The following is a 12,911-nucleotide window of genomic DNA, read 5'->3' on the forward strand; positions in this document are numbered from 1 at the left end:
GTCAATAGACCACTTCGTAGACAAGCGCTTGCTCGGGGACATAACGTACCTGAATGGGTTACACGATCGGCGTCGATGTCGGCGGTACCTTCACCGACGTGGTCGTTCGAGGCACGTCGGGCGCGCTGTCCGTAGCCAAATGTCTGAGCACCCACTACGACCCCATCGCGGGGATCGTCACCGGCGTTACGCGCGCGCTCGGCGACCGCGACCCGTCGCAGGTCACGCGGGTGGTGCACGCCACGACGCTGGCCACCAACGCGGTGCTCGAACGCAAGGGCGTACGTGTCGCCTATGTCACGACACAGGGCTTTCGTGCCGTCCTCCCCCTGGGCCGCTACGCCCGCGTCGAGGAGGACCGCTACGACCTCCGCTTCACCCCGCCCCCTCCCCCGGTCGCCCCGGGTGACTGCTTCGAGGTGGTGGAGCGGATCTCGGCCCGCGGGGACGTGCTGACCCCGCTGGACCCCGATTCGGTACGCCGCGCCGCCGCCGAGATCGCCGCCCGCGGCATCGAGTCGGCGGCGGTCTGCCTCCTCCACTCCTACGCCAATCCCGCCCACGAACGGCAGGCGGCGGCGATCCTGCGCGCGTCGATCCCCAACGTGGTGGTCTCGTCGGAGATCTGGCCGGAGATCCGCGAGTACGAGCGCGCCACCACCACGATCATCTCCGCCTACGTCGGCCCCTTGATGGCCTCCTACCTCACGCGGCTGCGGGAGCGGCTGGCCGAGCTCGGGATCCGCGCGCCCATCCACGTCATGGAGTCCAGCGGCGGGGTCATCTCCGCCGAGCTGGCCGCCCGGCGGGCGGTGGCCACGATCGAGTCGGGCCCGGCCGCGGGGGTGCTGGCGGCGGCCGGGGCCGGGTTCGCGGAGGCGATCTCGTTCGACATGGGCGGGACCACGGCCAAGACATGCGTGGTGCGCGGCGGCCGGCCCGAGATCACGCACGAGTTCCACGTCGGGGGCAAGGGCAGCTTCGGCGGGCGGCGGGCGGGCACCGGCGTGCCGATCAAGACCCCGGCCATCGACCTGGCGGAGGTGGGCGCGGGCGGGGGCAGCGTGGCCTGGCTGGACCCGGCGGGCGCGCTCCGCGTCGGCCCGCACTCGGCCGGCTCCTCCCCCGGGCCCGCGTGCTACGGCCTGGGCGGCTCCGAGCCGACCGTCACGGACGCGAACCTCGTGCTCGGCTACCTGTCCTCGGCGTCGATCCCGCTGTCGCCCGCGCTGGCGGACAAGGCGCTGGACCGGCTGGCGGGACCGCTCGGGGTGTCCCGGGAGGAGGCCGCGTACGCCGTGCACGAGATCGTCAGCGCCTCCATGGCCTCGGCGGTGCACGTGGTGACGGTGCAGCGCGGGATCGACCCGCGCGGCTTCGCCCTGGTGGCCTTCGGCGGCGCCGGGCCGATGCACGCGGCGCGGGTGGCGGAGCGGTTCGGGATCGGGACGGTGGTGGTCCCGGCGTACTGCGGGGTGGCCTCGGCGGCCGGGCTGCTGGCCGGGGCGCTGTCGACGGACCGCGTCCTGTCGCGCCTGGACGAGCCGGACCCCCCGGCCGTCTTCGACTCCCTGGCCGCGGAGGCGGCCGCCGACCTGGGCGTCTCGCTCACGTCGCCCGGCGTGCGGGTGCTGCGCTCCGTGGACGTGCGGTTCAAGGGGCAGTCCCACGATCTGACCGTGGACTGGGCCGGCGACCGGGGCACGCTGGAGTCCCGCTTCTTCCGCAGGTACGCGGAGGTCTACGGGATCACCCAGCGAGGGGAGGTCGAGCTCGTGAGCTACCGCGTCCGCGTGACCACCCCCGCCGGGGAGGGCCCCGCCGGGGAGGGCCCGGCCGGGGAGAACTCGCCACCCGCCGCAGGGCCGCCTCCGCACCGACGGGGGGAGCCCGGGGCGCGGACGGCGTACTTCCCGGAGTGCGGGGGCCACACCGAGGTGCCCGTCCACACCAGGGACACCCTGCGCGGGGAGCTCCGGGGGCCGGCCGTCGTCGAGGACGACGAGTCCACGATCGTGGTGCCGCCCGGCTGGAGCGCCGCCCTGGCCGCCACCCGCGCCGTGCACCTCACCAGGAGCGGGGCATGACCGATCCGCTGACCGCCGAGGTGCTCAGGAACGCGCTGGTCGTGGCGGCGGAGGAGGCCAGCATCGTGGTGGTGCGCTCGGCGTACTCGACGTTCATCGTCGAGGGCTCCGACGCCTCGGCCGCCGTGCTCGACGCGCGGGGGCGCCTGATCGCCCACTCCATGGCCACCACGCTCATGAACAGCATGGCGCTCAAGATCGCCCTTCCCGAGTTGCTCGATGACCATCCCCCGGACACGATGCGCCCCGGCGACGTGTACGCGCTCAACGACGCCTACCGCGGCGGCGTGCACACCAACGACCTGCTCGTCTACCGCCCCGTCTTCGTCGGCGGGAGCCCGGCCTACTTCACCGCCACCATGATCCACGTCTCCGACCTGGGCGGCCTCTCGGCCGGCGGCATGGCGCCACTGGCCACGGACATCTTCCTGGAGGGTCTCCAGCTCCCCCCGGTACGCCTGGCCACGAGCCAGGGCCTCGACCCGGCCGTAGAGGCGATCCTGAAGGCCAACAGCCGCACCCCGGACAAGGTCATGGGAGACGTGCGAGCGCTCGTGGCCGGGACGGCGGTGGCCGCCGCCCGGCTGGAGTCGCTGATCGCCGAGTACGGCGAGCGCGGCCTGGCCGAGGGCGTCGACGACTACCTGGACTACACGGAGGCCAGGACCCGCGCGGCCCTGGAGGAACTGCCGGGGGGCCGGTTCGAGGCGGCGTACCCGATCGACGACGACGGCATAAACCCCGAAAAATCCCACTACATCCGGGTGGCCGTCACGCTCGGCGACCGGGCCGAGCTCGACTTCGCGGGCACCGACCCGCAGGTCCCGGCGGCCGTCAACGCCTCGGCCTCGCAGTCCCTGGCCGCCGCCGTCTTCGCGATCCGCTGCTTCCTCGACCCCACCATCCCCATGAACGACGGCTCCCTGCGGGCCATCGACGTGCACCTGCCCGAGGGCTCCCTGCTGAACGCCCGCTCCCCCTACCCGTGCGGCGGCCGGTACGTCCCCATCTACGCCGCCATGGAGGCCGTCTTCCAGGCCATGTCGGACGCGGTGCCCGAACGGGCCATCGCGGCCAGCGGGATCCTGCAGCCGTTCTCGATCGCGGCGGTCGGGGCGCCGTACTGGATCCACCTGTCGTACGATTTCGGCGGCGTGGGCGCGCGCCGGGGCCTGGACGGGCCGGACGCGACGGGCGTGCACTTCGGGATCGGCCGCAACTCGGTGCCGCAGGTAGAGCCGGTGGAGAGCCGCTGCCCGATGGTCGTGGAGTCCATCGAGACGATCCCGGACTCGGGCGGGCCGGGACGGCACCGGGGCGGGCTGGGCTCGCGGACGGTGTACCGGTTCCTGGCGGACTGCCACGTCACCACCCGGGGCGACCGGCTCCGGCTGGCCCCTCCGGGACGGGAGGGCGGGCTGCCGGGACGGCTGGGCGGGTTCTACCGGCGGCGGCTGGACGGGACGGTGGAGCGGCTGGCGTCCAAGGTGAACAACGTGCGGTTCGCGGCCGGGGAGGCGTTCATCGTCGAGACGACGGGCGGGGGCGGGCTGGGGCCGCCGGAGGAACGGGACCGGGAGGCGGTCGCCGCCGACCTGGACGCCGGGCGCGTCACGGCGCGAGGCGCGGCGGACGACTACGGGATCAGTGTCTGAGACCCATCAAATGGGCAGGGTCGAAGGTCACGGGGAAGGGCGCCGGCAGGGTGGCGACGCTTCCCGCCTTGTGGACGACGGGTCCCGCATAGGTGCGACCGTCGAGTTCGTAGACATAGACCTTCGGCCCCTCCAACGGCTCGATGCGCCAGTAGAGGGGAATGCCCGCATCCGCGTAGGCCTGCACTTTGGCCGCTCTGTCAACGGCCTTGCTGCTCGGGCTGACCACCTCGGCGGCGAGCAGCAGATCGCTGGGCGAGTACATCAGGTCTACGCCTTCGGACACTTCCTCGGGCACGACGACGAGGTCCGGAATGTAGAAGTCCTCGTTGCTGAACCTGACGTTGACTGTGGTCAAGCACTCCAGCTCGGGTGGCGCGGCACTTTGGAGGATGAGAAGCAGCCTGGTGATCACACGCTGGTGCTGGGGGGTGGGGGCAGGGCTCACTAGTAGGCTCCCGTTGAAGAGCTCGTAACGGAACCCGTCATCCGGGATCTTGAGCAGGTCATCGACAGTGAATGGCGCACTGAGCGCTTTAGCGGGCGCCGTGTGCTTCTTCGGTTCGATCGCCATTGCGGTCACCTGCTCAGTATCGGGAGTCTCGCCCTCGCCCACATGCTACTTCCCCGAATTCCCTCACTTTGAGTGACCGGGCCGCCACGCCTCGGCCCCGCGGCGGACCGCGGCGTGGACGGCCCGCGCCATCCGGGCGCCCCACTCCGACCGGGGCCCGCCGAACACCTCCTGCGGCCCGTTGGCCGCGACCGCCACGCACACCGCGTCCGACGCCGTGCCCGTGCCCGCGAACCCCGTCTCCATCAGCGCCTGCGACTTCGCCTCCGTGACCGTCATCACCGTGTTCACCAGCGCCGCGTCCGTCATCGCGACGGGGGCGACCACCACGATGTTGATCGTCCCCACCCGTATCGGGGCCAGCTCCGGATCCTGGTGCCCCTCAGGGGCCGCCGCCCAGGTGGGTACCCGCAGCCCCACGGTCGCGTACGCCTCCACGCCCCCGTCCGCCGCCCGGACGTACCGGTCGACGGACGCGGCGGTCATCATCCCGACCCCGTCCCCCGTGGCGGGCCCGAGCGAGGCGAGGTGATCGATCGGGTCCATCCGCGAGTAGCCCGCCACCACCTGGGCGTTCAGCACCCACTGCCGGGCCCCGATCCCCCCGCCCAGCATCGCCGAGGAGATCATCCGCCACCCCGGCCCGAACTCCCACAGCAGCGCCCCGAGCCGGGCCCCCTCCTCCACCCGATACGTGAGCTTCACGATCCTCCCCTGACCAGGTGCACGACGGGCCGCCCGTCGGGCCCGGGCTCGATCTTCACATGCGCGTCGAAGTGCCGTCCCACGAGTTCCTCGGTCAGCACCTGGGCGGGCTCGCCCGCGGCGGCGGCCCGGCCCTCGGCCAGGAGCAGGAGGGCGTCGGCGTACAGGCCCGCGACGGTCAGGTCGTGCAGGGTGGTGACGACGGTCAGGCCGTCGGCCCGGCGGAGCCGGTCCACCAGCTCCAGCACCTGCTGCTGGTGCCCGAGGTCCAGCGCGGTCGTGGGCTCGTCGAGCAGCAGCACGGGGGCCTCCTGGGCGAGCGCCCTGGCGAGCACGACGCGCTGCCGCTCCCCGCCGGACAGCTCCCCGACGCGGCGCATGGCCAGCGCCGTCAGGTCCAGCCGGTCCAGCACGCTCTCCGTCACCGCCCGGTCGTGCCTGCTCTCCCGCCCCAGATACGGGATGTACGGCGTCCGCCCCAGCAGCGCGTAGTCGAAGACCGTCATGTCGGGCGGCAGGGCGGGCGTCTGCGGCGCGTACGCCACCAGCCGGGCCCGCTCGCGCGGCTTCAGCGCGCCGGCCGGCCGGGAGCCGAGCACGACCTCCCCCCGGTGCGCGACCAGCCCCATGACGGCCTTGAGCAGGGTCGACTTACCGGCCCCGTTGGGCCCGATGACGGCCACCCACTCGCCGCGCCGCGCCTCCAGGTCCACGCCGGTCAGGACCTCGCGCTCCCCGAGCCGTACGGACAGGCCGCGTGCGCTGATCATGTGACCGTCCGCCTGGTCATGCGCAGCACGCCGACGAAGAACGGCGCCCCCACGAACATCGTCACCACGCCGATCGGCAGCTCGGCCGGCGCCAGCACGGTACGGGCGACGAGGTCGGCCAGCACCAGGAACGCCGCGCCGCCGATCAGCGAGAGCGGCAGCACGATCCGGTACGACCCGCCCGCCAGCCGCCGCACGACATGCGGGATGACGATGCCCACGAACCCGATCAGCCCGCTCACCGCCACGGCCGCCGCGGTGGCCAGCGAGGCCGCCAGCAGCACGGTGAAGCGCACCCGGCCCGCCCGCACGCCCAGGCTCGTGGCCTCCTCGTCGCCCACGGACAGCACGTCCAGCATCCGCCCGTGCAGCAGGAGCACCACGGTGGAGACGACGGCGTACGGCAGGACCAGCCAGAGCTGGTCCCACCCGCCGCCGACGTCGCCGAGGATCCACGAGTAGATGCGCTGCAGCTCCTCGACGTTGAACTGCTGGATGAACGTCTGGATCGCGGTCAGGAACGACGTGACCGCCACCCCCGCCAGCACCAGCGTGGCCGTGCCGCCGGCCCGCCCGGCCGTGTTGCCCAGCGTGTACGCCAGGAACACCCCGCCCACGGCCCCCACGAAGGCCGCCACCGGGATGCTCCCGGCCACGGACGGCAGCAGCACGATCGCCGCGGTCGTCGCCAGGCCGGCGCCCGCCGCCGCGCCGAGCAGGTACGGGTCGGCGAGCGGGTTGCGGAACACGCCCTGGTAGCCGGCCCCCGCCATGGCCAGCAGCCCGCCCACCACGGCGGCGACGAGCACCCGCGGCAGCCGCAGCTCGAACAGCAGCATCTGCTCGACCGGCGCCAGCCCGGAGTCCACCCGCGTGACCGGCAGCCAGTCCACCACCTGCAGCACGACCTGCCACGGCGAGATGTCGGCCGCCCCGTCGAGCAGCCCGGCGATCATGGAGACGGCCAGCACGCCCAGGGCGCCCGCCACCCACAGGGGTCTCGCCCTGGCCGGGCCGGCCTGCGTCACCATCTCAGCTCGCGCCGGCCTTGGCCACGGCGGCGCCGATCGTCTCGGCGAGCTCCACGACGCGCGGGCCCCAGCGGGAGGCGATGTCGTCGTCGAGCTGGACCACCCGGTCGTTCTTGATGGCGGACAGGTTCTTCCAGCCCGGCCGCTCGGCCAGGGTCTCCTTGCTCTGCCGGCAGCACTTGACGTCCGCCAGGAAGATCAGGTCGGGGTCGGCCTGGGCCACGAACTCGGCCGACAGCTTCGGGTAGCCGCCCGCCGCCTCGGGCGCCTTGTCGGCGACGTTGGTCAGGCCGAACATCGCGTAGATCTGGCCGATGAACGTCTGGGACGTGGCGGCGTACGGCGTCTGGTCGAGCTCGTGGTAGTAGGTGAGCTTGCCGGCCTTGGGCGCCTCGGCGGCCAGCTTGTCCATGGCCGCCTTCATGCCGGCGACGACCTCGTCCGCCTTGGCCTTGTTGCCGGTGGCGGCGCCCAGCTCGGCGATCTCCTCGTACGCCTCGTCGAGCTTGGTGGCGGACGGCTGGTGCAGGACGGGCACGTTCACCTTGCCCAGCTCCTTGACCACCTGGTCGAGGTCGTCGGAGACGATGACCAGGTCGGGCTTCTGGGCGACGATGGCCTCGACGTTCGGCTTGAAGCCGGACAGGTCCGTCTTGGGGGCCTCGGGCGGGTGGTTCGACGCGGCGTCCACCGCGATGACCTGGGGGCCCGCGCCGATGGCGAACAGCGTCTCGGTGTGGGTGGCCGACAGCGAGACGATCCGCTCCGGCTTCTTGGCGATGGTGACCTGGCCGTTGCCCGCCTCGATGGTGACGGGGAAGCCACCGGTGGCGGCGGAGGTGGAGGTGGGGGCTGTTGCCGACGGGGATGCTGTGGTGCCGGTCTGACCGCAACCGGCCAGGACGAGCGTTCCCAGCAGCGCGCCCGCGAAGGCCGTGCGTACGGGCCTCACGAGTAGTCCTTTCACACTGTTCGGAACCGAGAGACCCGCGTTGAGCGACGGATCACCCTTTTCCACGAGGGTTGATGACGTCAGCGCGGAGGCAGGCGACCTGGCTATGACAGTTGCGGGACAGCGCCGGAATCGCACCGGACTTCGCTGCGCTCTGCGCGTGAGTAAAGGGAAGGCTATCAATCGCCCCAGCGCCGGCCGCGTCAAGGGGCCTGCTGGGCCGGCCGGGCCTAACGGGTCAGCTGGTGCTCCGCGTCGGCGATGATCTCCTGCAGCCTGAGCCCGTGGGCGGCGTCGAGGGGGTGCCCGCCGCCGGCGCGCACGGTCCTGGCGAACTCCTCGGCGACCGTCTCCAGGGGGTCGTCGTCGAAGTGCGGCAGCACGGCGCTGCCGGTGCGGCCGTACACGGCGAACATGGGCGGGGGCGGGTCGCCGGCGGTGGCCATGCACAGGGACGCCTCGCTGACGGCGCCGCCCTCGTGGTCGAGCAGCAGGCCGGTCCAGCCGAGCGGGTCACCGTGCGCGCGCACGCCGGTGACCGGGCCCAGGGCGGCGCCCAGCAGGTCGATCACGTGCGGGCCGACGTCGAGCAGCGCGCCGCGCTCGAGCCGCCAGGGGGTGGCGAAGGGGTGGTCGCCGAGGAGGGCGCCGGAGACGTTCGCGGCGTGGCCGCCGAACGGCTCGATCTCGGCGCAGCGGGCCAGGAACGCGCGGGTCTGGGGGGCGTACCGCAGGGTGAGCACGATCTGGGAGGCCACGCCCGCCTCGGCCACGGCATCGGCCAGCCGCCGTGCGCCGTCGAGGGAGTCGGCCAGGGGCTTCTCCAGCAGCAGCGCCTTGCCGGCGCGGGCGGCCAGGACGGCGTACTCGGCCTGCACGGCGGGCGGGACGCAGAACGCGACGGCCTCGCAGTGGTCGAACAGCTCCTCCACCCTGGTGAAGACGGGGGCGCCCAGCTGGGCGGCCTGCTCGGGACGCCGGGCCCACACGCCGGCCAGCCGCGTGTGCGGCCCCCGGGCCAGCATCGGCCCGTGCGCCATCCGCGCCCACGGCCCCGCCCCGACCAGCCCCACCGCCACCGGCTCCATACGCCCTCCTCACCTCAAAACCACACCATAGGGGACATTCCCCCAAAGATCACCTCCCACCTCCCGCCCCGCTTCGCGGGCTGGGACCCGAACGGGGGATGGCACGTGGGACGGCGCACGCTGGAGAGGCGGAACGGCGCACGCCGGCGCGGCGGGGCAGCGCCATGGCGCACGCCGGAGCGGCCGGGCGGCGCCAGGGCCGGGCGGCGCGAACCGTGGGGCGGCGGCGACGCGAACCGGTGGCGATCCAGGCGGGGCCGAGCCAGGCAGCGCGAGCCGGTGGCGGCCGGGGGGTCAGAAGGGGTGGCGGGACTGGTGGACGGCGTGCTGGGGGCGGTGGGCGAGGGTGCCGGAGTCGAGGACGAGGGTCTGGCCGGTGAGGCAGCGGGACTCGTCGGAGCACAGGAAGGACACCAGGGCGGCCACGTCCTCCACCGTGCACGCCCACGGCAGCAGCCGTTCCGCCGCCTTGTCGGCCAGCTGGGCAGGCGTCAGGGCGCGTTGCGCGTTCGGGGTGAGGACGAGGGCCGGGGCCACCGCGTTGCACCGGACGCCGCGCGAGCCGTACATGGTGGCCACGTAGCGGGTGAAGCCGATCAGGGCGGCCTTCGAGGCGCCGTACGCCGCATGCACCGTGTCCCCCACCAGGGCGGACACCGAGGACGTGATGACGATGGCGCCCCCGTCGGGCATCGCGGGCACCGTGTGCTTGACCGCGAGCATGGCCCCGCGCAGGTTGACCTCCATGGTGCGGTCCCACACGGCCACGTCGAGGGAGTCCAGCTCGCGGTCCCGGCCGTACACGTCGGCGTCGAGAACAGCGGCGTTGGAGTGCAGGACGTCCACCCGCCCGAACGACGCCACCAGCGTCGCCACCGCCTCCTCCACCTGCTTCTCGTCGGACACGTCGCAGGTCAGCGCCATCGCGGTGCCGCCGCGGGAGCGGATGCCGGCGGCGGTGGCGCGCGCGGCGGCCGCACGGAGGTCGAGCACTCCGACGCAGGCGCCCTCGGCGGCCAGACGGGCGGCGCAGCCGGCGCCGATGCCGGACCCGGCGCCGGTCACGAGCGCGACACGCCCGTCGAAGCGCCCGTCGAAGCGCCCGTCCGGGCGCCCGTTCACCACTCGACCGGCAGGGACGGCAGGCCGCGGCCCACGATCGACCTGCGGTAGGAGATCTCCAGGCCGGGTACGAGCCGCAGCCGCGGCAACCGGTGCCCGAGCACCTCCAGCGCGGTACGCAGTTGCAGCCGGCCGAGCGCGGCCCCGACGCAGAAGTGGATGCCGTACCCGAAGACCATGTGGTCGGCGGCGTTCGGCCGGTCGATGCGGAACCGGTCGGGGTCGGGGAAGACGCTCTCGTCGTGGGCGGCGGAGTCGGTGGACAGCAGGACGAGGGCCCCGGCCGGGATCGTCACGCCGTGCAGGGAGATGTCGGTCACCGCGTACCGGAAGGAGCCCAGCGAGGCCCCGTCGATCCGCATGCACTCCTCCGAGGCGTTGGCGACCAGCGGCGGCGGCACCGGCCAGGCGTCCTCCCGCAGCAGCCGCAGGACGGTGTTGCCGAGCTGGTTCGGGACGGTGTCGTTGCCCCCGAGCAGAATCGTGGAGATCAGCTCCACCACCTCGCGATGCGTCAGCTCGTCGCCGATGAGCGAGGTCATCAAGGAGGTGAAGTCGTCCTTCGGATCCTTGGCGCGGGCGGCCACCAGCCGGTCCACGTAGTCGAGGTAGGTCAGGAAGCTGCCGGCCAGTTCCAGCTGGCGGGCGGGCGGCTGGGGCGACAGGAAGAGCTGGAACCAGTCCTTGACGTGCGACTGCACGAACGCCTCGTCCGCCTCGGGGACCCCGATGAAGCGGGCGGTCAGCTTGATCGACGGCTCGTGGCCGATCTCGGTGACGAAGTCGGCCCGGCCGCGCGGGACCAGCCGGTCCAGGAGGTCCTCGTTGAGCCGCCGGAACTGCTGCTCCATGGCGGCGACCGCGCGCGGCGTGAACGCCCTGGACACCGACCGGCGCAGCCGCGTGTGGTCGGGCGGGTCGACGTTGGCCACGAAGCTGGACAGGAACGAGCCGTGCTCGCCCAGCTTCTCCCTCGTCTCGCGGGTCAGGCTGCGCGAGATCGTCAGCGAGCCCTTGGAGGAGAAGCGCCGGGGATCGCCGTACGCGGCCCGCACGTCGGCGTAGCGGGTCAGCACGTACGCCCCGAGGTGCTCGCTCCTGAACACCGGCGACTCCCGGCGGAGCCTGGCCAGGAACTCATAGGGGGCGGCGACGTGCCAGTCCGAGGTGACGTCGAAGTCCTCGATCATGCGAAGATCCTCCGCGGGTTGCCGACGAGCATCTGGTCGATCTGGTCGTCCGTGACGCCCCGCTTGCGCAGCTCGGGCAGCACGTCGCGGGAGATGTGCAGCAGGTGGTAGTTGGGGTGCCGGCGGCGTACGACGTCGGCGTCGAACCGGTCGTTGAAGCAGTACGAGTCGTGCCCCAGCACCATCCGCCCGGCGTGCCCGCGCCCGCACATCTCCGCCACGATCGCCACCCGGTCCTCGAACGAGCTGATCGTCTCGATGCCGAAGCGGTCCATGCCCAGGTAGGACCCGTTCGCGACCAGTTCCTCCAGGTAGGCCACGTCGGTCGAGTCGCCGGCGTGCCCGATGACCACCCGGCCCAGGTCCACGCCGAGCGAGGCGAGCAGCTCCTGCTGCGCCAGCCCGCCCCTGGAGGCGCTGTGGGAGTGAGTGGTGATCGGCACGCCGGTCTCCAGGTGGGCCTCGGCGACCGCCCGGAACACCCGCTCGCACCCCTTGGTCATCCCCAGGTGGTCGGAGGCGCACTTCAGCATGGCCGCCTTGACGCCGGTGCGCCCGATGCCCTCGGTGATGTCCCGGACGAAGAACTCGGCCAGCCGGTCCGGTCCCCCGAACAACGATCCGGGCCCCCGGTTGGCGAAGTACGGCGGGAGGGCGTCGTAGGTGTAGAGGCCGGTGGCGGCCACGATGTTCACGCTGGTCAGCTCGGCCACCCGGCGCACGGCGGGGACGTACCTGCCGAGCCCGACCACGGTGAGGTCCACGATCGTGTCGACGCCCCCGGCCTTGAGCGCGTCCAGCTTGCCCGCCGCCTCCAAGGCCCGCGCCTCCAGGTCCCACTCCTCGGGGATGTCCGGCCAGTTCCAGAGGATCTCCGGGCTGAGCCCGAAGACGTGCTCGTGCATGAGCGTCGCCCCGAGGTCGGCGACCGGGCCCCTCACGGTCTCAGGCACGGGAACCTCTCGTGCTCGAAGGGCCGGTTCACCTCGAGGCCGAGCCCGTCGGTCTGCTTGTACGGCAGGCCGGTGTAGAGGGCGTCGGCGTCGAAGTACGTGGCGGTGAAGGACAGGCGCGGGCTGTCGCGGCGGTTGGCGGGGGCGCCGTGCACGATCAGGGCGTGGTGCACGGTCGCGTCGCCGGCCTTGAGGTCCAGGGGCGGTGACAGCTCCAGCTCCTTCAGCCACGGGTGCTGGCTGAGCTGGTCGTCGCCCGGGCGGGTGAAGCTGCGCCCGAGCAGGCCGTACCGATGGGAGCCGTCGTAGAAGCGCAGCGACCCCATGTCGGCGGGCACGTCGGCCAGGGCCAGCCAGACGGTCAGCATGGCCGAGCGGTCCATGGGCATCCAGGGGAAGTCCTGGTGGAACTCGGTGGCGCCGTGCTCCCCGGCCTCCTTGACGAGCAGGTTGGTGACCTGCACGCGCACGGCCCGCACGCCGCGCAGCAGCCGCACGGCGTTGCGGCCCATCGCGGGGCTCATGGTCAGGGCGCCGAACAGCTCGTCGCTCGCCGCGATGTCCCTGGACTGGCCGAACGCCTGGTCGACCAGCGTCTCGTGGCTCCTGGAGCGCGCGCGGAGGAAACCCGTGGCGCGCTCGCGCAGCTCGGCGGTGGTGTCCGGGTCGATCAGCCGGCCGAGCCGCACCCAGCCGTGCTCGGTGAAGAACGCCGCCTCGTCGTCTGTCGCCTGGCGTACGGGGATCTCCATGTCCCCAGTCTCGCACCTAAAGCAAGCGCTTG

At 72.8% G+C, this 12,911-nt stretch carries 12 protein-coding genes; 2 read left to right on the forward strand and 10 right to left on the reverse strand.

Going from position 1 to position 12,911, the window contains the following annotated elements; translation table 11 throughout:
* Window positions 1-53: 53 nt before the first annotated feature.
* Window positions 54-2,087, forward strand: a complete 2,034-nt coding sequence (locus tag AB0J69_RS06935; protein ID WP_364113713.1) for a hydantoinase/oxoprolinase family protein — start codon at window positions 54-56, stop codon at window positions 2,085-2,087.
* Entirely contained in the window at window positions 2,084-3,742 is a 1,659-nt protein-coding gene (locus tag AB0J69_RS06940; protein ID WP_364113715.1) for a hydantoinase B/oxoprolinase family protein, read from the forward strand. The genes AB0J69_RS06935 and AB0J69_RS06940 overlap by 4 nt, the downstream gene beginning before the upstream one ends.
* Here the strand turns inward: AB0J69_RS06940 and AB0J69_RS06945 are convergent.
* The 10 genes from AB0J69_RS06945 to AB0J69_RS06990 form a co-directional block, all read right to left on the reverse strand.
* A complete protein-coding gene (locus tag AB0J69_RS06945) occupies window positions 3,732-4,316 on the reverse strand; it encodes a Uma2 family endonuclease (protein WP_364113717.1) in 585 nt (194 codons plus the stop codon). The genes AB0J69_RS06940 and AB0J69_RS06945 overlap by 11 nt on opposite strands.
* A 63-nt stretch (window positions 4,317-4,379) precedes the next feature.
* Window positions 4,380-5,021: an adenosylcobinamide amidohydrolase gene (locus tag AB0J69_RS06950; protein ID WP_364113719.1), complete on the reverse strand. Its 642-nt coding sequence runs from the start codon at window positions 5,019-5,021 to the stop codon at window positions 4,380-4,382.
* Entirely contained in the window at window positions 5,018-5,791 is a 774-nt protein-coding gene (locus tag AB0J69_RS06955) for an ABC transporter ATP-binding protein (RefSeq protein ID WP_364113721.1), read from the reverse strand. Before AB0J69_RS06955 ends, AB0J69_RS06950 begins: the two co-directional genes overlap by 4 nt.
* The gene (locus tag AB0J69_RS06960) at window positions 5,788-6,822 is read right to left on the reverse strand and encodes an iron ABC transporter permease (RefSeq protein ID WP_364113723.1); all 1,035 of its coding nucleotides are present in this window, start codon (window positions 6,820-6,822) and stop codon (window positions 5,788-5,790) included. Before AB0J69_RS06960 ends, AB0J69_RS06955 begins: the two co-directional genes overlap by 4 nt.
* Before the next feature lies 1 nt (window position 6,823).
* Complete coding sequence (locus tag AB0J69_RS06965) at window positions 6,824-7,774, reverse strand: ABC transporter substrate-binding protein (RefSeq protein WP_364113725.1); 951 nt, start codon at window positions 7,772-7,774, stop codon at window positions 6,824-6,826.
* Window positions 7,775-8,004: 230 nt separating this feature from the next.
* Window positions 8,005-8,862, reverse strand: coding sequence for a Gfo/Idh/MocA family oxidoreductase (locus AB0J69_RS06970; RefSeq protein ID WP_364113727.1), 858 nt, complete (start codon window positions 8,860-8,862; stop codon window positions 8,005-8,007).
* Between the two features lie 294 nt (window positions 8,863-9,156).
* A complete protein-coding gene (locus AB0J69_RS06975) occupies window positions 9,157-9,984 on the reverse strand; it encodes an SDR family oxidoreductase (protein WP_364113729.1) in 828 nt (275 codons plus the stop codon).
* On the reverse strand, window positions 9,981-11,174 hold the full coding sequence (locus tag AB0J69_RS06980; RefSeq protein ID WP_364113731.1) for a cytochrome P450: 1,194 nt from the start codon (window positions 11,172-11,174) through the stop codon (window positions 9,981-9,983). The genes AB0J69_RS06975 and AB0J69_RS06980 overlap by 4 nt, the downstream gene beginning before the upstream one ends.
* The gene (locus AB0J69_RS06985) at window positions 11,171-12,127 is read right to left on the reverse strand and encodes a phosphotriesterase-related protein (protein WP_364113733.1); all 957 of its coding nucleotides are present in this window, start codon (window positions 12,125-12,127) and stop codon (window positions 11,171-11,173) included. The genes AB0J69_RS06980 and AB0J69_RS06985 overlap by 4 nt, the downstream gene beginning before the upstream one ends.
* Window positions 12,112-12,879, reverse strand: a complete 768-nt coding sequence (locus AB0J69_RS06990) for a phytanoyl-CoA dioxygenase family protein (RefSeq protein WP_364113735.1) — start codon at window positions 12,877-12,879, stop codon at window positions 12,112-12,114. The genes AB0J69_RS06985 and AB0J69_RS06990 overlap by 16 nt, the downstream gene beginning before the upstream one ends.
* Window positions 12,880-12,911 lie beyond the last annotated feature (32 nt).

This window comes from Nonomuraea sp. NPDC049709, assembly GCF_040674815.1.
GTDB lineage: Bacteria > Actinomycetota > Actinomycetes > Streptosporangiales > Streptosporangiaceae > Nonomuraea.